The organism is Paenibacillus sp. Marseille-P2973 (assembly GCF_018101095.1).
Classification (GTDB): Bacteria; Bacillota; Bacilli; order Paenibacillales; family Paenibacillaceae; genus Fontibacillus; species Fontibacillus vini.
On the sequence record NZ_JAGQEH010000001.1, the window covers coordinates 536,875 to 558,358 of the forward strand.

A 21,484-nucleotide genomic window follows, 5' to 3' on the forward strand; every position below is an offset into this window, starting at 1 on the left:
ACTCTAATTATCTTGCTCATTCGTTATCGTACCATCTTGGAAATAGAGTTTATATGTGGATGATGCACGATTTATTTTAAAATCTCACGAAAATGCAAGCGTGCAATCGAGCAAAGCGTAAACTAAATAAGCTGACTCCGGTTGAGTACCGAAGTCAGCTTGTTGCCTAGGGCTTTTTATTGATGTCCGCCAAATGGGGGCTAGACCAGCTCCTACGGGGTGGCTTCTTTGTTATGCGTTTTCTAGGCTTCGTTCAGCGCACGCAGCAGCGTGTGCCGATTCATTCGCACAAGATGAGCTTCGTTCAGGCTGCGCCCGAACAGCTCGCCGTCGATGCCGAGCTCCTCCAGGCTGGACGGGCCGCCGGCCTGCCGGAGCAGTTCGCGGATTTCATCCTCGGACGGCACGTCCGCAAGCCAGACGCGAACCTGCTCTCCGTGCTGCCGCAGCGCTTCCGGCTCGCCGGCCGGATACATGCCGCTGTCGGCGGCGGCATGATACAGGCGCGAGATCTCGGCGCAGGCCACGCCGACCTTCGCGCCGTGCAGCAGCGCCCGGTGACCCCGGCGCAAAAATTCCATCTCCCAGTAATGGGAGAGATGGTGTTCGGCGCCGGAGGCGGGATGCGACTGCCCGAAAAGCAGCATCGCGATGCCCGATTCGATCAGCGCGGTCATCAGCACGGTGATCCCTTCCTCCGTGCGCTGCCCGATCTCCCGGGCATGCTTCACGCAGGAATTCAGCGCCCGCTCGGTGATGAGCGCAGACTGCTCATTGTACGGCTCTCCCGCCGTCAGATGGGAGAACTTCCAGTCGAACAGGGAGGTGTATTTGCCGAGCATGTCGCCGAATCCGGCCGCAACGAGAGATTGCGGAGCCTTCATCAGGATGTTCAAATCGGCGAAGATCGCGGTCGGCGGCACGGCCGGTACGGTCTTCTTGATTCCGCGGATAATGAGCGGGGCACCCGCCGACGTAAACCCGTCCACCGACGGCGCCGTCGGCACCGAGATGAACGGAATGCCGCTCTTATGCCCGGCAAACCGGACGATATCGTGGATCGTTCCGGAACCCACTGCGATCAGCGCATCCGTCAAGCCCGGTTCGATCGCCAACAGCAATTGAACGATAGAGGCCTCGTCGGCGACCACGTCGCCCGTACCGGCCGGCTCCAGCAAACAGAGCGTTACTTCCAAGCCGGCCTCCCGGAGCTTTAGCTCCAGGTCTCTACCGGCCGCTTCATACGTATTCCCGTCCGCAGCAAGCACCAGCCGTTTGCTCTCGTGCTTCACAAGAAACGGCGCCACCTGGTTCAGGGCTCCGGCTTCCAGGACAAGACATTCAAAAAAGGGCAGTTCACTAACATTCGACATCGCTTGTTCCTCCCACTCCAATGTTTTGAGATCCTCGGCGATGTAAAGCTTTTTCTCTATAGTTTTGCTTATTTCCTTTATTCCGCCGATTTTTTGATATTCTTGAGCCGCTTCATCACATCATTCTCGCCGCGGCCGAAATAATCGTGCAGCTTGCTATATTCCTCATATAAGCGGTTATAAACTTCCACATTGGCCGGAATCGGCTTGAATGTCTCTTCTTTGACCCGCGCCATTTGAGCCGCGGCGTCGATGATCGTATCATAGCCGCCCGCTTCCTGTCCGGCTGCAACGGCTGCAAACATGGCTGCGCCGAGCGCCGGCGTCTGCTTCGAATCGGCGACAAAGATTTCGCGGTTCGTCACGTCCGCATAAATTTGCATGAGCAGCCGGTTCTTCTGCGGCAGTCCGCCGCAGGCGTACAGCGCATCCACCGCTACGCCGTTCGAATGGAACGCGTCGACGATTTTACGCGTGCCGAAGGCGGTCGCTTCCAGCAGGGCGCGGTAAACTTCCTGCGGCTTGGTCAACAGCGTCATGCCGAGGATCAGCCCTGTCAAATCCGTGTCCACCAGGACGGACCGGTTCCCGTTCCACCAATCCAAGGCAAGCAGTCCGGTTTGGCCCGGTTTGTACTTCGCCGCTTCTCTCTCCAGCCACTGATGCACGCCGATGCCTTCCGCCGATGCCGCTTCCTTGACGTAAGCCGGCAGCGATTCTTCCACATACCACTCAAAAATATCGCCAACGGCGGATTGCCCGGCTTCATATCCATAAAGCCCCGGTATAATGCCGTCTTCCACGACACCGCACATGCCTTCCACCTGTTTCTCTTCCGTGCCCAGCAGCATGTGGCAAATCGAGGTTCCCATCGCCATGACCAATTTGCCCGGTGTTACGACGCCCACGGCAGGAACAGCCGCATGCGCGTCCACATTGCCTACCGCCACGGCGATGCCTGGCGTCAGGCCCATCATCTCGGCCATTTCCGGCGTAAGGCCGCCGGCGTTCGTCCCGAGCGAAATAACCTCTCCGCGCAGCTTGGTCTCCGTCAGGTTTTCCAGACGCGGGTCGAGCGCTTTAAAATAATCCTTGCTCGGGTATCCGTCCTGCTTATGCCAAATAGCCTTGTAGCCTGCAGTACAGCTGTTGCGCACAATTTTACCCGTCATTTGCGAAATGACCCAATCCGTCGCTTCCAGGAACATATCCGCATGCTCGTAAATTTCCGGCGCTTCGTCGAGGATTTGCCACACCTTCGCGATCATCCATTCGGAGGAAATCTTCCCGCCGTAGCGCGGCAGGAACGCTTCGCCCCGCTCCTCGGCGATCCGGTTAATCTTGTCGGCTTCCGGCTGGGCCGCGTGATGCTTCCACAGCTTCACCCAGCTATGCGGCAGATCCTTATATTGGCTGTCAAAGCATAGCGGCTCGCCCTGCTCATCCACCGGAAGCATCGTACAGGCCGTAAAGTCGATGCCGATCCCGATCACTTCGGCCGGATCTATCCCCGATTCCCGGATAACCGCGGGCACCGATTTTCTCAATACCTCCAAATAATCGTCCGGGTGCTGAAGCGCCCAGTCATATTCCAGCTTGATGCCCGAAACCGGGAGCTCCTCGTCGATGACATGATGCGGATATGGAGTAACGTGGTCGGCAACCTCGTGACCGTTCGACAAGTCCACCAGTACGGCGCGGCCCGATTGGGTTCCGTAATCGACCCCGATCGTATATTTTTTGCTCATAACTAACCCTCCAGATTATGAAATGAATGATGAAGAGATCGAATCGTATTATTTTTACTTTTGTCCGTAATAAGCGTTTGCCCCATGTTTACGCAAAAAGTGTTTATCCAGCAAAGTCTGGTCCATCGGCGGCGTATGGGGATTGATTTGCAGCATGCGGGCGGCGATTTTCGCTACCTCTTCAAGAACTACGGCATTGTGCACCGCATTATGGGCATCCTTGCCCCACACGAACGGCGCATGAGCATGCACCAGCACGCCGGGCACCATGTTCGGATCCACGCCCAGGTCAGCGAACCGCTCCACAATCACATTTCCCGTTTCCAGTTCGTAAGCGCCTTCGATTTCTTCCTTGGTCATCGGACGCGTCACGGGGATTTCCCCGTAAAAATAATCCGCATGCGTCGTCCCGTAAGCCGGAAGTGAACGTCCAGCCTGAGCCCAACTCGTACCCCAAGGAGAATGCGTGTGTACTACGCCCCCAATTTCCGGGAACGAACGGTACAACACCATATGAGTCGGAGTGTCGGAAGAAGGGCGTAGATTTCCTTCGACGACGTTGCCTTCGAGATCCATAACGACCATATGCTCGGCCTTCAGCTCTTCATAAGGCACCCCGCTCGGCTTAATGACGAACAGCCCGCTTTCCCGGTCGATTCCGCTCACATTTCCCCAAGTAAAAGTAACCAGCCCGTGTTTGGGCAGCTCCAGATTGGCTTCCAGCACCTGCTGCTTCAATGCTTCCAGCATGTTAAGGCACTTCCTTTCTATTTCTTTTAATCCACTAGTTCAATTCAATTGTACGTACAAGTTACCCTACTGAGGAGCAGGGACTCCCTCTACCATTACCAAGCGAGCCCTGCCGTTTCTCTCAGCTACGTCTGACTACAGAATCCCGTTCAATCAACTCAGGATCGTAAACCGTATCTTCAAAAAGAGCCCCCTGTTCGATCATACCGATGAGCTGCCTTGCCGCCGCGATTCCCATCTCGGTCTTGGGATGCGTGAGCGTCGTAAGCTTCGTCCCCGAGGCCGCCGCCAGGCTTGAATCGTCAAAGCCGATCAGCGACAAGTCCTCCGGAACGCGCAGCCCGCACTCGGCAGCCGCTTCCATCAGCAGCAAAGCCAATTCGTCGTTATAGCAGACAAACGCCGTCGGGCGCTCCCCTTCAGGCGAATTCATTGCTTTCAGCAGCTTAACTGCTTCCCGATAAGGGAGATCTTGTTTCTGTTCCGTCGTGTAAGTAACGACCCGGTTTGAGGCAACCGATATTCCTTGTTCCTTATGGGCGGCCAAAAAACCCTTCAACCGTCCCACACCCTGCAAATCGTCGGTTTTGAAAAATCCGGCGATATAGCGGTGCCCGGCATCCAGCAAATAACGCGCCGCCTGATACCCTCCGCTCTCGTCATTTACCTTCAGGCAGGGGCACTCCAATTCCCGGTATTTCTCGTTGATCATCAGGTAAGGAATCCCCTTTTCTTGAAGATCGAGAAAGTAACGCAGGTTCGGATTGCCTTCGGCACTCCGCGTCGGCTCGATGATCAGCCCGCTAAGCGGCTGGCTGGTCATCAGCTGCAGGGCTTCCATTTCCTTCTCCTTCGTGTTGTCCGTACTGCTGAGAAGGAGCCGGTATCCTCTGCTGCGCAGCTCCGCCTCCGCTCCGCGAACGATGTGCGGAAAAATATAATCGGAAATATACGTCGTAATGATTCCGATCGTCTTGACCTGCTCGCCTTCACGCCGCTGCGGGTTCCGGGCGAATGTTCCCTTGCCCTGAATCCGCTCCAGCCAGCCGTCCTTCTCCAATTCACCAAAGGTCTGCCGGACGGTTTGCCGGCTAAGGCCGAACTGCTCCGAGATTTCATTCTCGGAAGGAAATTGCGCCCCGGGCTGCAGCTTGCCCGATTGCAGCCACGAGAGCAATTCCTGTTTCAATTGCATGTATTTTGGAATTTTCCGATTGTTCATCTATTATCCATCCTTCATTTACTCCAGCCGCCGTACATTTTTATTAGTGCAGCTTATGTGTTGCGGCGCACCTTGCACTCTAACCGCTATTGTATCACAGGCCGGGCAAATCCGGAGGGAGTGAATGCTACCGCAAACGGTATGCCGCATCGCTCCAGCGGAGCTCGTTCTTGAATTGGCGCACCGAAGTGTCCTTATCAATGATCACGGCCTCGATTCCCGCCATTTCAGCCCAGTCGGTCAGTTGCTCCGACGTAATGGTGTAAGACAGGACCGTATGATGCGCGCCGCCGGCCAAAATCCAAGCTTCCGCGGATTCGCGCAGGGAAGGCTGCGGCTTCCATAGAACGCGGGCTACCGGAAGTTTAGGCATCGGCTTCTCGACTTTGACGCCGTCAACCGCATTGACAAGCAGGCGGAAACGATGTCCAAGATCGACCAGCGAAGCGTTGACCGCCGGGCCGTCTTGTCCGTCGAATACAATGCGGGCCGGGTCTTCTTTGCCGCCGATTCCGAGCGGATGCACTTCGATCGAAGGCTTCGTAGCCGCGATCGTCGGACATACCTCCAGCATGTGCGCGCCGAGGATCATATGGTTGCCCGGCTCGAAATGGTATGTGTAATCTTCCATGAACGAGGTGCTCTTGTTGTCGGCCAGCACTTTCAGCACGCGGGTCAGAGCCGCCGTTTTCCAGTCTCCTTCGCCGCCGAATCCGTATCCGGCTTCCATCAGACGCTGTACCGCAAGTCCCGGTAGCTGCTTCATTCCGTGCAGGTCTTCAAAAGTCGTCGTGAAGGCACCGAAGTTGCCCGCTTCGAGGAACCGCTTCAAGGCGATTTCCGTCCGCGCCTGATAGGCGATCGAATCGCGTACCGCCCCTTCGCTTAGCCCTTCCTTGGTAATCGTGTACTGCTCCGCATATTCGTTCAGCAGCGCTTTCACTTCCGCATCGCTTACTTCATTCATGACCTGAACCAGATCACCGATCCCGTAGCCGTTGACGGACCAGCCGAACTGAATTTGCGCGGATACTTTGTCGCCGTCCGTAACGGCCACTTCGCGCATATTGTCGCCAAAGCGCGCTACCTTCAGGCTGCGGCTTTCGGCATAAGATGCCGCCGTACGCATCCAGCCGGCAATGTCGCTGCGCACTTCGCCGTCTTCCCAGTGGCCGACGACTACTTTCCGGGCAATTCCGAGACGTGCGCCGATATGGCCATACTCACGATCTCCGTGCGCGGATTGGTTCAAGTTCATGAAGTCCATGTCGATCGATTCCCATGGAATGTCACGGTTAAATTGCGTATGCAAGTGCAAAAGCGGCTTTTGCAGCTGGGACAGGCCCGCGATCCACATTTTTGCCGGAGAAAAGGTGTGCATCCACGTAATCACGCCCGCGCAAGATGCGTCGCCGTTCGCTTGCAGCAACAGGTTGTATATTTCGTCCGGCGTCGTTACGATCGGCTTAAATACGACCGGATAGGAGAATACCGGGTCTTTATCAAATTGCTCCGCGATAATGCGGGAATGCTCAGCCACCTGCTCCAAAGTTTCAGGTCCGTACAAGTGCTGGCTTCCGGTTACAAACCAAAATGAATGCGGTTTCAAGTTCATGATTCTAACGCCTCCCAAAAGTTTAAGTTGCCAAGTAACTTGTACATACAATATCTTATACAAATCGCCATATCCTATTGTTGTACGTACAAGTGGTTCTAGATTCATTCTATTCCGGTTCCGGCCAAATATCAAGCGTAAAAATAAAGGCAAAAGACCGAACTCCCTTAGGTCGGGGAATTCGGTCTTGTTTATTTGGACTTGTTCCGACAAATTTGGGATTGTGCGCAGTAATAAGGTCCGTTTGGGCCTTATCCTCGCAAATCTGCGCTTTTTCCCGTTAATAAGGGCCTTTTGGGCCTTATTTATCTCAAACCTGCGTAAAATGGGCATTCTAGTACCCCTAGCGCGGAAATAGGGTCCTAAAAGTCCTTTATTTCCAATTAGCGGTTGAAAATCACGCAAATAGCGCCCTAAAAGACCCTTATTTCTATATTCAGTCGAAGTGAGAGCGCGCAACTAAACCGATCTATTGCGGGACTGTCCCGCCCAGCGCGCCCCGTTCCGTACAAGGTCGGCGTATCCGGCATGCATGAAGGAGTCCAGATGATGCCCCGGCATCAAGTAGGCGATCCGGCCCAGGCCAAAATGGCGAACCCAAGCCGCAGGCCAATCCCGGTCTTCGTGCCGGTAGGTCAGCAGCACTTCATGGTCGCTAAAGTCGTCGATGTCGAAGCGGTAAGGCTCCTCTTCCAGGGTAAACGGCGAAACGTCCCTCATCATTGCATGAGTGGTATTTTCGACGCGAAAATCCAGCTCCTGATAAGCGGGGTGTCCGGTAAACCGCGCTCCGAGGAGCTGTGCGGCTTCAGGCCGGGCTTGAAGAGATATGCCGTTATGCAATGCCAACAGCCCCCCTCCTCCGGCGACGTACGAAATCAATCCCGCCGTTTGACTGGAGGTTATGGGATGATCCCAACGATCCGCATAGGAAATGCAGAGCTGATAGGCAGAAATGTTTTCGTATTGAAGAGAATCGTAATCATCCGTAGCCGTCACCTGCCACTCCGCCTCCAAAATTTCGCGCAGCCGCTCCTCCACTGCCCCCAGAGGATGGTATGGCGCCTCGATGTAATCACCGATCAGCAATGCTTTTGGTTTTAGAATTGTATGCATATTTCATTGTCCTCCTTCAGCGGAATAGTAACTTACCAAGGCAATGGATTGCCGTAAACATCTATATATTCCGGACCGTCGCCAGAGACGTTGCCGGATGTGTTGTTAGCGCTATCAAGCGTGTCGCTAAAAGCTTTACCGGATGCACCATCAAGTGCGTTGTCCGCGCTCGATCCCAACCCTCTTCCGTTGCGCTGTCCGATCCGTTCCATGATCAGACTGATAATCTTGGCCGCCGACTCCGCCGGAGTCAAGTCTGCGGACGCATCCACTTCACCGCGCATGAAGGTCTGAACCCAGCCGGGATGAATGAGCAGTACGCGGCCGCCCGCTTCCTTCAATCCGTTGTATACCAGGCTGGAGCCCATATTAAGCGCGGCCTTCGACATGCAATAGCCGAACCAGCTGCTGCGTTCATTCTGTCCGATGCTGCCTGCCTCCGAAGAAATATTGGCGATCATTTTCGAGGCGCTGTTCAACACCAGCGGCACAAAAGCCTGCGTCATCCGCAATGCGCCAAGCGCATTCACATTGAATACTTTCAGCATCTCGTCGTAATTCAACTCGTCCATAACCGTTGCTTCGATATCACCCAATATCCCCGCATTGTTGATCAGGATATCAAGGCGGTCGGTATGCGCCCGGACGGTCTTCGCCGCATCCTGCACGCTTTCATCGCTGCCGATATCAAGCGGAATCAGGGTCAAGCTGCCTTGATAACGAAGCTGCAGCTCTTCCAACGCAGTTTCCTCCGTTTGATATCTGCCGGCAAATACCCGGCTGCCTTGTTTCAGCAGCGTCTCGACCAACGCCAGCCCGACACCATGATCCGCTCCCGTAACCAGAGCCGTCAATTCCATGCTGCTCACACTCCTTTGCTCGCCCACTCCAACGAGGACCATGTTTCATACAACTCCCATTGTCCCTGTTCCCGGGACTTTATGCAACCGCTTTATTTTTAAAGATTTAAATTAAATACAGCTATAGAAAAGCCCCACCCCGAAGGGTGAGGCAACAGGCTTGAACAGGCTGCTACGAACAAGATGAAGCAAAGCCGACACTACACACTACACACTACACTTCCGATCGAACGGCCGTAATCTTCAACTCCTTACCGATGGTATACTTGGAGTTGCCTCCGACCAGCACGGAGACACGGCACGGTTCCACCGCGAATCTCATCTCCCGGTTCCATATCGCAAGTTCCTCCCTGCCCAGGGTAAAACTGACAACCCGTTCTTCTCCGGGGAACAGCTCCAGCTTTTGAAAAGCTTTCAGCTCCGCCAAACGCCGGGTGATCCCCGATTCGCGCGCACGGAGATACAATTGCACGGTTTCGGCTCCGGCGCGGGTCCCGGTGTTCTTGAGCCGCACCGTTACCGTTATTTTGCGGCCCGCTTCCAGCTCGGCTGCGGTAATTTCATGCCGGGACAAGCCAATCTCCATGTATTCGAACGTCGTGTAGCTGAGCCCGTAACCGAAAGGGTACAGCGCTGCGGAAGGCATGTCGACATAAACACGCTCACGTCCGGGATCTTTTTGATTGTAGTAAACGGGGAGCTGTCCCGAGGACCGGGGGAGCGATACCGGCAGCTTGCCGCTCGGGTTCGCCTTGCCGAACAGCAGGTCACCGATCGCGCGACCGCCTTCAGGTCCCGGATACCAGGCGCACAGCACCGCGCCGCAATGCTCGTCGACACCAGTCAGTGCATGCGGCCGGCCCTGTATGATGACCGCCACCACCGGCGTCCCGGTGGCCGCCACTTCCTCGACCAGCCGCCGCTGCTGTCCGCCGAGCGAAAGATCGGCGAGGTCTACGCCCTCCCCGCAATCCATTTCCGACGGGTTGCCGTTCGACACGATGGCTTCGCCATTGCTGTCAAACTCCCCGTCAAACCGGCGGGCGCTGCTGCCGCCCAGCACCAGCACGCACACGTCCGCGTTCTTCGCGGCCTCCACCGCTTCCGCCAGGCCGTCCGCCGACAGGTCGCGAACGCCGCATCCGCGTGCGTACACGATCTCTGCGCCCGCAGGCGCTGTCGACCGGATGCCCTGCAGCACCGTAGTCCCGCTGCCCTCGCGCTGGACGCTCGTATAATCGCCGAGTTGATTATACAGCCGGTCGGCATTGGGACCGATCACCGCGATGCGCTTCCGTTCTCCCCCCAGCGGCAGCAAGCCGCCCTCATTCTTGAGCAGCACGACCGATTCGCGGGCCAACTGCAGATTCACTTCACGGAACTCCGGTCTGCCGACCATAGCGATCGGAGTCATTTCATTGGCATACGGGCGGTCGAACAGCCCAAGCCTGAATTTCAGGCGCAGTACCCGCCGCACCGCCCGGTCGATTTCCTCTTCGGGCACGAGCCCTTGCTGGACCGCTGCTTCCAGCGTCGTAAACGCCGTGTCCCACAGGCTCAGATCGACGCCCGATTCCAGTGCGAGGGCCGCCGCGGATTCATGGCTGCCCGTCAGTGCCAGCAGCCGGTCTATCGCGCAGCCGTCGGCCATGACGATGCCGTCAAAGCCCCATTCGTCGCGCAATATGCCCGTAAGCAGCGACTTGTTCGCATGGCATGGCACGCCGTCGATCTCGTTATACGCCGCCATGAATCCGGCGGCCCCAGCCTCCTTCCCGGCCTTGGCGGCGGGAAGGTGGATCTCGCGCAGCTCCCGCTCTCCGATCGGTGCGGGACCGGCATTACGCCCGCCCTGAGCGGTACCCTGGGCGCAAAGATGCTTAAGAACTACCGCGACTTTACTCATGCCTGAGAGGTCCTGGGGGTTGTCGCCCTGCATCCCCCGCACGGCGGCTTCCGTAAACCGCGCCGCCAGATACGGATCCTCGCTGAAGCATTCCTCGGACCGGCCCCAGCGCGGATCGTGGAGAATGTCCAGCGCGGACACCAGTCCCACATGCGCTCCGCGGCTGCGGATCTCGGAAGCCACATAGCCATAAGCCTCTTCCATCAACGCCGGATTCCAGGTTGCCCCGACGCCCAGATTCACCGGAAGCATCGTGCCATCCAGCGCCTGATGTCCATGGGGACATTCCTCCGATAACAAGACGGGGATTCCGAGCCGGGTATGCTCGATGATATACTTTTGCACCATATTGGCCGCCTTTGCACTATCGGCGGCTGTAATTCCGTTACTATAATTAACGCCGGACCAGGGGTCGCTGCGGAACAAGCCATAGAGCGCGCCCATTCCGCCTCCCCGGGCGACTTCCTCTTTGAATTCATCGGTCAGGACAAAACCGTCCTCCCGTTTGACATAAGCGTTCCATCCATACATTCGCTGATTAAGCTGTCCTACTTTTTCCGCAAGCGTCATTCTTTCCAACAGGTCGCTGATTCGCTCTTCGATGGGCACATGTGCCTTTTTATATTTTTCCATCCCGCATTTCCCCCGCTTCATACTAATGATACGGGCTCTTAATTTCTCTGGCTGCCCGTGTCCCTCGTTGCGCTTAGCCCGCGGTATTCCTTTGGCGTCATTCCGGTATACGATTTGAACACGGAAACGAAATACTTGTACTCCTTGTATCCCACTTTATCCGCTACTTCAAAAACTTTGTCATGCGTGGTGGCCAGCAGGGCTTTCGCCTGCTCCATCCGCATTTCGTTCATATATTCCGTAAAACCTTTGCCCGTGCTCTGCTTGAAAATATAACTGAAATAACTCGGCGTGATTTTCAGCCAACTTGCCACCTCAGAAGCTTTCAGATCCGTACGGTAATGCTCGTCCATATATTTTTTGGCCTTCTCAATGATCCAGTACGATTTATCGATGCCATGGCGGTCAATTTGCCGCAGCAACTCCTGCATCTCTTCCCTGACCAATGCCTCCAGCGAAGCATACGAATTGAAAAGGTTCAAATCCGGGTTGGCTTTGTGACCGTAGTCCAGCTCGGTCATGCCGCTTTTTCGCAGTCGCTGCCGGAGCAGGGCCGACAATTCCTCAACCGCAAGCAAAATATCCCCCGGCAAAAAGACTTCTTTCCGGAAAAAACCGAACATTCTCTCCACCCGGGAGGTAACTTCTTCATGATCTTGCTTGAACATGGCCGCCAGCAAGCTCTTCGCCATTTCGGCAGCATCGAAGGCCGGCAGATTCCGCCCCTGCTCGACAGACTCCCGGTATTCCGGCAACAGCAGAACCTTGTCCTCCACTACATGATATGGAAGCAGCCCGTTTGCCTCGGCGCAGTGTTTTGCCGTCTCTTCGAGATCGTCATAAGGCTCGGAAGCCGCGCAATACAGACCGCCCTCCCGAAGTTCAGGCAGCGCTTGTTCCAGCAGCCCGTCCCATGTTGTTCGATCCAATCGGGTGTCGGACATGATTAGGGTGACGAGGAGGTTTTCATGATCAAACACGGAAACCGCGCGCAGGAACGGGTGACTGAGTTCCGTATGCAGCGTTCGAATCCACTTATCCTGGATTTCCCGGTAGCGCTCCGGCGGCCGCTCTCCAAACCGCTCGACAAACCGATCCAACTGGGTAATCAGCACGCGAAATTGAACACCACGCAGGGAAGGTGGAGCCTCTTTGCCGTAAGCAATGCCGTGACGGGCCATATTCGACAACCACAGCTTCGCTTCCTGAACGCCCCCGTCCCTAGTTTCGGCTTGAAGGTCTTTGACGATTTTTTCCACAACCCGGGTCAATTCCTCGATTTCGACCGGCTTGAGTAAATAATCGCTAACTCCCAAACGGATGGCTTGACGCGCATATTCAAAATCCTCATAACCGCTGATCATGACGACGCGAACTTCAGGAAATTGTTCCTTCAGACGCTCCGCCAACTTTAACCCGTCCATGCCTTCCATCCGGATATCGGAAAGCACCACGTCAACCTCATGTTCTTCGACCAATCGCAGGGCTTCCGCGCCGTCATAAGCTTCGCCAACGACTTGAATGCCGAGTTCCTCCCAATCAATCGTGTGCCGCAATCCTGCGCAGATGATGGGCTCGCCATCCACGATCAGCATCTTGATCCAATTATGTTTACGCTCCAATTTACTGTTCATGCTGTTCACCACCATGATCCTGACTTTCTCCCAAAGGAATTCTCAGACGTATCCAGGTCCCTTGCGGAGAGGTACTTACGATTTCAAGGCCATAGCCCTGTCCGAAAAAGATCGAGAGCCGCTCATGGATGTTGGACATGGCTCCGCCCACGCTGTCGTCCTTATTCCGGCCTTGAAGCAAGGCTTGAATTTCCTTTTTCCGGAGCGGAGACATCCCTTTCCCGTTGTCGATCACATCGATCCAAATTTCATCGAAGGCGGCATAAGCGTTGACTAAAATTTCATTGACCGGTTTCGAACGGTCAAACCCGTGCTTGATAAAATTCTCCACCAACGGCTGAATCGTAGCTTTGAGGATCAATGTATTTTCCAGACCGGATTCCATATTCAACCTATAGCTAAGCTTGTCTCCTAATCGGCGCTGTTGCAGATACAAATAGGATTGCACAAAATCCATTTCCCGGCGCAGCGTCGTCTCGTAACTGCCGTTATTCACACTGGAACGGAAAAATTTCGAAAGCATCTCGATCAGCTGACTCGATTTGTCCGCCTTTTCCAAACGGGCCGTCCAGCGGATCATGTCCAGCGTATTATAGAGAAAATGCGGATCCATCTGGTTCTGCATCAGCTTCAACTCGGATTCGCGTTCCCTTAGCTCTAATTTGTATTTGTGTTCGATAAGCTGCTCAATCGTAGCGACCATTTCATTGAACTTATGGTTCAACTCCGCGATCTCATCCCTGGATTCGATAGGTACGCGTGCGCTAAAGTCTCCGTGGGTAACGCGGTGCGCCTCTTTTTTCAGCCGTAAAATCGGAGTAATGATCGTATAATGAAACCCGATCAGCGCCGTCAGGCCGAGCAGCAATATTGCGGTCAGAATAAACAGCATCAACCATTTGATACCCCGAAACTCATCGGCGACCGTCGCCTCGGGAATCATGGCTACAACATTCCAGCCTGTATTATTGATCGGCTTGTACAGCGTCAAGTACCGGCTATCTTTTACCGAATAATTAAAAAAACCTTCTCTTCCGGTTGCCAGCTTGCCGAGCAGCATTTCGTCCGGTTTGAAATTCTCGCTCAGCTTGTCTTTGGAGCCCAATACGATCTGCCCTTGCGTTCCGATGATAAATACGCTGCCCGCTCCGTCCTCAAATATGCCTTTTTCCAGCAGGTGGAGGATGCTGGCTTCATCCATCCTGATCGTCAACCTTCCTAGCGGTCTGGTAATTTCGTTGTACGAATTCAGAATCCGGAACATCGAAATCAGCTGCACTTCGCCGTACCAATCGCTATTCAAGTTGTAGCCCTCTGTCCAAATAATCGAGCCTTTACCGGCTTCAGCCTGCCGCTCCCATTTGGATTCGTCCCCGCTGAACGGTTCACCCATCTCGATGGAACTGCCGTTATAACCGGATATTTCGATGGATCGGATATAGCTGCGCGACATCAGTTGGAAGGTGAGAAACTCCTCGATATTTTTTTGAAGGTTGGCTCTCTGGTCGGTGTTCAAGGGCGGAGACGTTCTAAGGAAATTCCTCATATCCGGACTTAGAATCAGATAGTTGGCGATATCCTCCACCATCTTCGTCTGTTCTCCGAGCTGACTGGTCACGTTATCCAGATTGCGCTTGGTAGAATTAATAAATTGATCTCTTAACACCTGATTGAATTTGTATTGAACGACGACGCCGACGCCGAAGGTCGGCAAAATGACAAAGAGCAGGAAGATGACGAGCGCTTTTCGCTTCAGTCCGAAGTTTCCGAGGTATTTTCTGTAGCGTATCTTCATGTCGTATCTTCCCCTCTCACTTTCGCCCGGTCTAGCCCTTAACCGCTCCCGCCGTCATACCATTAACGAGTTGTTTCTGCAGCAGCAGGTAGAATATCAGGATCGGGATCAGCGCAATCGTCAGCGCGGCCATCTGCAAGGTGAGGCTGGCCGTTTCAATACCGACGAAATTAGCCAGGCCAAGCGGCAGCGTTTTAAGTTCCGTCGAGGTGATCAGCACTAGTGCAAACAAGTACTCGTTCCAGTTATAAATAAAATTCAATATAATAACCGTGGCCAAGGCCGGCCTAGTAATCGGCAAAATAATCGACCAAAAGATGCGGTATACCCCCGCGCCGTCCATGACGCCGGATTCCTCCAAATCTTTGGGGAACCCCCGCATGAATCCTTCCAGGATGAATACGGTCAACGATAAGTGAAATGCCGTGTAAGGCAAAATCAGCGACCAGTACGTATCCAGCAAATGCAGTTTTTGCATGATCAGAAATATCGGAATCAGGGTAGCATGGATCGGAACCAGCATCCCCAACAAGAATAGTCCGTAGGTCATTCCCTGAAGCTTGAATTTGAACCGCGACAGGAAATAGGCGGCAAGCGCCCCCAGCAGCACGGTAACAAGCAAGGAGACAAACGTAACGATCAAACTGTTTAAAAAGTACACATTCATATTGGCGACTTCCCAAGCCTTGGCATAGTTCGAAAACTGCAAAACTTTCGGGAACGAAAACGGATCTGCCGCATATTCCTGTTCCTTCTTGAAGGAGTTGACTACCATCCAAAAGAGAGGAACTATATTAATAATAGCGAACAGGCTTAAAAAAGTGTATGCGAAAAACTGAAACAGCCCGGATTTTCTCCTCATGGCGCAATCCTCCCTTCCTTATGCATCTTTCTCCCGGCCAAGCCGGTTGATGAGTGAAATGACGATCAGACTGAACAGCAATACCAGAATGGACACCGCACTGCCGTAGCCGTAGCGCATGTTGATAAAGGCGCTATTGTACATATAGATCGTCATGACTTCCGTCTGATGCGCAGGTCCGCCGCCCGTCAAAATCTGAATCAGGTCAAAGACGCGGAAGGAGTTGCTTATACTGTAAACTACACCTACCATAATCGTTCCCCGGACCATAGGGATCGTAATCCGCAGGGTCCGTTTCAATCCGGTGGCCCCGTCCAATTCGGCGGCCTCGTTGACTTCTTCCGGAATATTTTGCAGCGCGGCCAGGAAAATAACCATGTACAAGCCGCAATTTTGCCAAATATACGCAATACTGATCGACAGCATCGACCATTTCGAATCACCGAGCCAGTTCTGCTGCCAGCCATCCAGCCCGATCATCCCCAGCAGACTATTCAGAAAGCCGTATTCCGTATTGTACACCATCCCCCAGATCAGGGAGACCATTACCGAAGAAATAACGACCGGCATAAATCCGATGGTCCGGAAAATTCCCGAGCCCTTCAACCCGCGGTTGAGCAGCAGCGCCAGCAGCAGGCCCAGCGGAATTTGACCGACCAGGCCGGTCACCATGATGATGACATTATTTTTTACCGACAGCCAGAAGGTGTCGTCGCTCAAAATTTTCACATAGTTATCAAGTCCGGCAAAAGACATGGAGCCGATTCCGTTCCAATTCATCAGAGAGTAGTACAAGGACAACCCGATCGGAACGATGGCAATACCCAGATAGATGATCAGCGCCGGAAACAAACCGAGGAAAATGGCAAATTTGGTCCCTCTTAGCGTTTGCATCGGGGATTCCTCCTTTTCTTCGCACCCTTGGCCTCCAAGCCCGATGAAACAAGAAAACCCGGAATGTTCGGGTTTTCTTGCCCCTCGGATTCAAACGTCAGGGTGATGGATATGTCCGTTGTTTAGTTCATGTTGTCGAAAGCTTCCTGGACTTCCTTGGCCAGTTCTTCAGGCGTACCGTGTTTTACGGTCAAAGCCTGAAGCCCGTTTTGCAGCACATCGACGACCTGGGTCGGAATCACGCTGTCGAATACCGGCGCCGTACCGTTACCCGTCAATTCCAGCATCTCTTTCAGGTACTTGCTCGCATCTTCCGGCACATCAACCTTTGCCGGCACGACAACGCCGTTACGGATCAGTTCTTTATACAAGTCCTCGCTCACGAAAAATTTCAAGAATTCTTCGGCAGCAGCCCGTTTTTTCTCATTCAGTTCGCTCTTGATGGCAATGCCGTATTGAACGACGCCCGCACTCTTGGCCGGTTCGCCTTTGCCGCCCTCCACGCTCGGGAACAGCGCAATGCCGAACTTGTCCCCTTCATCGTTGTTGATCCGCACCCGTGCATCAACAGTGGAGGAAGAAATATGCATGGCCGCTTTACCCTGGATAAAATAATCCTGCCCTTGTACGGAGTCCATGTTATTGGCATCGGTATTGAACGCGCCCAGTTTGGTCAGTTCATCAATGACCGAGAGCGCCTTGACGAATTCCGGATCGGTGAATTTTGCTTTCTTCTCCAGAACAGCCGGCAAGAAATCGCTGCCAGTAAACCGGTCTCCGATGATCGAAATATAGGAAGATTGCAGCGGCCATTGCTCCTTGTTGCCGAGGGAAATCGGTGTAATGCCTGCTTCTTTCAGCTTTTTGACCGCGTCGATGAATTTGTCATAGGTGTCAGGGAAGGTATCGTATCCAATTTGCGCAAACATTTCTTTGTTGTAGTAAATAATATCGACAAAGGTTTGCTTGGTCGGCACCGCATATTGTTTGCCGTCAACATTAAATCCGGCCAACGCGCTCTCCGGCAAAATGGAAGTCCAATTTTCCATCAGGTCGTTAATCGGCTCAAGCAAGTTACCATCAACTAGCGGATCCAGGTCCGCGCCTGGCCATACTACGTTGATGTCCGGCAGGTTATTGCCCGCGGCGAGCGTGCGGAGCTTCGTTTTGTACTGAGCGGAAGGTACGCCGTCCTGTTTGATAACAATGTTCGGATGCTGTTTCTCGAATTCAGCGATCCGCGCCTTATACACTTCGTTATCGACGTTCGGGGATGTCCACGGATGCATCATGTTCAATGTGATGGTTTCCGTTTCCGAGCCGCCTTTAGAGGAAGCATTGTCTCCTTTTCCGCAAGCTGCCGTAAAAATCGCCAGCAACGCGACCAGTCCCAAAATTACCGCCTTTTTGCCTTTGTTTGTTTTGTTCATAACCAACCCTCTTTTCTTAATAATGAAATTCGGTTTAGAACCTAACAAGCCATGATCTATTTATTGTCTTGACTCGTTATGTTTCTATTATAAAAGGTCTGTTATTCGCTCTATATCCCATGAATCTTTGATTATATCCGAAAAATCAAGATGAATGTGGAAGTTTCGGCGACTTTAGAATGGCCGTTTCGTGGCTTTATGTTATATAATGTAACACATTGTGTAATAACCATGAAAACAGATGTAATATAGTAAGCGTTTTCAAGTTGTTTTCAAGAAGAACCGCTTGCCGCGGTCGTTCCCTGCTTACGTTTCTATTAGTTTTCCGGCTCGTTGAGAATATAATCCACAAGTTCCTCAAGCGGCACCGTCGCCAAGGCGATCGCCGTATCGGTAACTCCATAGTAGATATACAGCAAGCCGTCTTTCACCACGTTCCCCGTCGGGAAAATCACGTTAGGGATCTGGAACCCGAACTTTTCGTAGTACGTCTCCGGCTCCATGATGAAATTCTTCGTCCGCGCAATGATTTTTTCCGGATTGTCCAGATCGAGCAGCATCGCTCCCACGCGGTATACGATTTCGTCGTCCACGCCGTGATACAGCACCAGCCATCCGCGGTCCGTCTTCACCGGCGGCGTCGATCCGCCGATTTTGCGACATTCCCAAGCCGGGTTTTCGCCTTTGGCGAGCAGCTTCGGCTCTTCCCAATGAATGAGGTCGTCGGAATAGGTAATCCACATGCCCGCTTTTTCCGTACCGTATGCTTCGCCTACATATTCCTCCGGCCGACGCAGAAGCACATATTTGCCGTTTATTTTTTCAGGGAACAAAATATTGTCCCGGTCGTTAATATCAAGCGGTGTCGTATCCGTCAGGAACTCCCAGTCCACCAGATTTTTGGAGGTGAGGATCGAGGAACGGGTCAGCCAATGGCCTTCCTGCTCGCCCCAACCGTCCGGATATTCCGGAATCGAACGCTCGGGCACGCCTCTGCCGGTCGGATAGTAACTCATGGCGCAAGGACGCAGCGCGTAGTTCAAATAAAACGTATCATCGATCTTGACGATGCGGGGATCCTGGACGCTACCGTAGGGGAATCCGAGCATGTCCGGCGTAACGATCGGCTCGTCCTTCACATGCGTGAAATGCACGCCGTCTTCGCTTTCCAGCAAGCCGAGAAAGTTTTTGCACGGGGTCAACGACCCGGCCGTCCGCTCGATCATGTAGAACTTTCCGTTATCAATAATGACCGCAGGGTTGAAAACGGTTACCATTCTCCATTCGTAACCCCCCGGTACCACAATCGGATTGTCCGGATGTCTCTCAATCTTCATCTGTATGCCTCCTCATGTAAACCTTAAAAGTTCTATGAGCCAAACCGCTGCAGCACCCGCCGAAAAGGTCGATTATCGGCACCGCGTGAGCTTGGCAATGTCTTATAGGGTTATTATAGAACGCTTTCTTATTGCAAAATATCCTGTGAACTATAGAAAACATCTGAATAATAGGGCTGGTTTTCGGGCGCTCCGAACTGGTGATAGAAGAGCCACAAAATACTAGAGATTTGAGGAAGACTTTGGCAGAAGGAGCCTGATACCAGCTCAAGCTTGGTGAAGCACGCTGGGGAGGTAAAGCGGTGGATGAGTCGGACCGAACGTTTCGTACAAACGATGCCATGATGGACACGGGCGATTAATTTACTTGGCGTGGCAGGCACGTCAGTGGTTTCGAGATAATCCGAGGTAGTAACCCTTATTACAACAAACCAACTTCCGTTGGCTAAAAGTAACTCCGCACCTAAACTAACCTTATAAATTCAAAATTACCTTATTAATCATGAGTAACCGTAAGCGCCTCCGTCACTTGCCCCCTGGCAAAAATATACTTGGCACGATGATCATATGACCTCGAATTTGTTTCAGTAATTTTCCGCTCATTTTAACCAAAATCAACTAGGATATGATGATTCACACGGTCGGGGTAGTTGGAGGAGTTGGGGTTGGGGGAGTCACGTTAATCATGCCGGTCACTTCGGTCACGTCAGTCACATTGATCGCTTTAGTCATTAGTCAGATTGATCGCATTGGTCACATTGGCCGCATTGTCGCATTAGTCGCATAAGTCAGATTGATCACATTGGTCACATCGGTAACTTTGACGGATTAGTCACATTTATCAACATTGGTCACTTAGGTAACATGAGTCACATCAGTCACGCCAGGTCTCGCAGATTCTAACGGACACAGAAGACCTTATTCGTCTAGAAAACAGAGGTTTGATCGGCTAACGGACACATGAGACGTTAAATACCCTTTTTCGCAAGAAAACAGGGACATCCTAGCCATTTAACGGCTCTGGTGTCCGTTAAAATTCCAAAACAGTGATTTTCCGCAGTTTAACGGCTCTCATGTCCGTTAGAAAAAGAAACAGCCGGGATAAGTGGCAAAATGGCGTTCCACCTCGGCTTCCGACGATGAAAATATCGTAACTCGGCATATTTTTAGATGGTTGCACCTAAACGCGTCATTTTATAACGATGCAATACGAGACTACGAGGATACGAGGCTATGAGGCTACGAGACCACTACAGCACGACAATTCTAACGGACACAGAAGACCTTATTCTGCCAAAAAACAGAGGTTGGATCGGCTAACGGACACAGGAGACGTTAAATACCCTTTTTCGCAGGAAAACATGGTCACCGCGACCATTTAAGGGCTCTGGTGTCCGTTAAATTTCCAGAACGGTGATTTTTCGGAGTTTAACGGCTCTCATGTCCGTTAGGAAAGAAACAGCCGAGAAGAGTGGTAAAATACGTCGTCTCGGTGATGTCCGTTAAAAACCAAAACAGCCAGGACGAGAGGCAAAAATGCCATCCCATCCCGGCTGTCCAACGGTACTTTTCAGTGAACGAAAACTATGCGTCATAATTTACGATGTAGCTCTGCAGCTCGGTGTTATAGTAGCCGACACTGTATTCGATAATGTTGCCTTGTTCATCACGGGAATAGCGGCTGCGCTTGAGCAACGGAGCTCCTTCGGGCACTCCCAGGATCTCTGCGATTTCGCGGCTAGCGGCTGCCACGCCGAACTCGTCCCGGAGGTTGTCGAGGGACAATCCTTGTTCTTCGAGCAGTTCGTAGAGCGATTGATCATTCAGGTCGGACAACGTCAGACCTTCTTCCAGATCGCTGCTCAAGAAATGCTCGTAATAAATATATGGGGCATCGTCCAGATAATAGAGACGCTCCAGCTTCAGGCAGGTCTCGCCGAACAGCCGATGCTGTTCCGTTCCCGGCACAGTCCGCACGGCTCCCGCCCGCAGCCACTGCTTCTTGATCCGGTGGCCGGACTCGACCAGAATCTCCGTGAAATGTTTCCATTTCGACAGCTTGGAAGCCGCTTTATTCCGGATCACCTTCGTGCCTCTGCCGCTGCCTTTTTCCAGATAGCCTTCCTGCACGAGTTCCTGGATCGCACCGCGAACGGTAATTTTGCTGACGGCGAATTCCCGCTCCAAAAGAGGCTCCGAAGGAATGTTGCTCCCCAAAGGATATACGCCGTGCAAAATCCGGTCCTTCAAAATTTGTTTGATCTGCAAATATAACGGCCGGTCTTTTCGGGACAAGCTCACTTTAAAAT

Annotated in this window: 15 protein-coding genes; all 15 read right to left on the minus strand. The window is 53.0% G+C overall.

Annotated elements, in window-relative coordinates; all coding sequences use genetic code 11:
- Positions 1–242 precede the first annotated feature (242 nt).
- Positions 243–1,373 carry a sn-glycerol-1-phosphate dehydrogenase gene (locus KB559_RS02430; RefSeq protein ID WP_211019984.1) on the minus strand — a complete coding sequence of 377 codons (1,131 nt, stop codon included), beginning with the start codon at positions 1,371–1,373 and terminating at the stop codon, positions 243–245.
- A 77-nt stretch (positions 1,374–1,450) separates the two neighbouring features.
- Entirely contained in the window at positions 1,451–3,121 is a 1,671-nt protein-coding gene (locus KB559_RS02435) for a ribulokinase (RefSeq protein WP_211019985.1), read from the minus strand.
- Positions 3,122–3,175: 54 nt separating this feature from the next.
- Positions 3,176–3,871 carry an L-ribulose-5-phosphate 4-epimerase gene (gene araD / locus KB559_RS02440; protein ID WP_282103115.1) on the minus strand — a complete coding sequence of 232 codons (696 nt, stop codon included), beginning with the start codon at positions 3,869–3,871 and terminating at the stop codon, positions 3,176–3,178.
- A gap of 121 nt (positions 3,872–3,992) precedes the next feature.
- On the minus strand, positions 3,993–5,093 hold the full coding sequence (locus tag KB559_RS02445) for a GntR family transcriptional regulator (protein WP_211019986.1): 1,101 nt from the start codon (positions 5,091–5,093) through the stop codon (positions 3,993–3,995).
- 127 nt (positions 5,094–5,220) lie between these two features.
- A complete protein-coding gene (gene araA / locus KB559_RS02450; protein ID WP_211019987.1) occupies positions 5,221–6,708 on the minus strand; it encodes an L-arabinose isomerase in 1,488 nt (495 codons plus the stop codon).
- Positions 6,709–7,167: 459 nt separating this feature from the next.
- Positions 7,168–7,824 carry a ThuA domain-containing protein gene (locus KB559_RS02455; RefSeq protein ID WP_211019988.1) on the minus strand — a complete coding sequence of 219 codons (657 nt, stop codon included), beginning with the start codon at positions 7,822–7,824 and terminating at the stop codon, positions 7,168–7,170.
- A gap of 32 nt (positions 7,825–7,856) precedes the next feature.
- Complete coding sequence (locus KB559_RS02460; RefSeq protein WP_247681502.1) at positions 7,857–8,684, minus strand: SDR family oxidoreductase; 828 nt, start codon at positions 8,682–8,684, stop codon at positions 7,857–7,859.
- Between the two features lie 214 nt (positions 8,685–8,898).
- A complete protein-coding gene (locus KB559_RS02465; protein ID WP_211019990.1) occupies positions 8,899–11,223 on the minus strand; it encodes a glycoside hydrolase family 3 N-terminal domain-containing protein in 2,325 nt (774 codons plus the stop codon).
- A gap of 38 nt (positions 11,224–11,261) precedes the next feature.
- Entirely contained in the window at positions 11,262–12,857 is a 1,596-nt protein-coding gene (locus KB559_RS02470) for a response regulator (RefSeq protein ID WP_211019991.1), read from the minus strand.
- Positions 12,847–14,652 (minus strand): sensor histidine kinase, encoded by a 1,806-nt coding sequence (locus KB559_RS02475; RefSeq protein ID WP_211019992.1) that lies wholly within the window; start codon positions 14,650–14,652, stop codon positions 12,847–12,849. Before KB559_RS02475 ends, KB559_RS02470 begins: the two co-directional genes overlap by 11 nt.
- 31 nt (positions 14,653–14,683) lie before the next feature.
- The gene (locus tag KB559_RS02480) at positions 14,684–15,514 is read right to left on the minus strand and encodes a carbohydrate ABC transporter permease (protein WP_211019993.1); all 831 of its coding nucleotides are present in this window, start codon (positions 15,512–15,514) and stop codon (positions 14,684–14,686) included.
- 18 nt (positions 15,515–15,532) lie between these two features.
- Complete coding sequence (locus tag KB559_RS02485) at positions 15,533–16,408, minus strand: carbohydrate ABC transporter permease (RefSeq protein ID WP_211019994.1); 876 nt, start codon at positions 16,406–16,408, stop codon at positions 15,533–15,535.
- 122 nt (positions 16,409–16,530) lie between these two features.
- Positions 16,531–17,838, minus strand: coding sequence for an extracellular solute-binding protein (locus KB559_RS02490; protein WP_211019995.1), 1,308 nt, complete (start codon positions 17,836–17,838; stop codon positions 16,531–16,533).
- Between the two features lie 317 nt (positions 17,839–18,155).
- Positions 18,156–19,175, minus strand: a complete 1,020-nt coding sequence (locus KB559_RS02495) for a glycoside hydrolase family 130 protein (protein ID WP_211019996.1) — start codon at positions 19,173–19,175, stop codon at positions 18,156–18,158.
- A gap of 1,584 nt (positions 19,176–20,759) precedes the next feature.
- Positions 20,760–21,476, minus strand: a complete 717-nt coding sequence (locus KB559_RS02500; protein WP_211020245.1) for a GntR family transcriptional regulator — start codon at positions 21,474–21,476, stop codon at positions 20,760–20,762.
- Between the last annotated feature and the right edge of the window lie 8 nt (positions 21,477–21,484).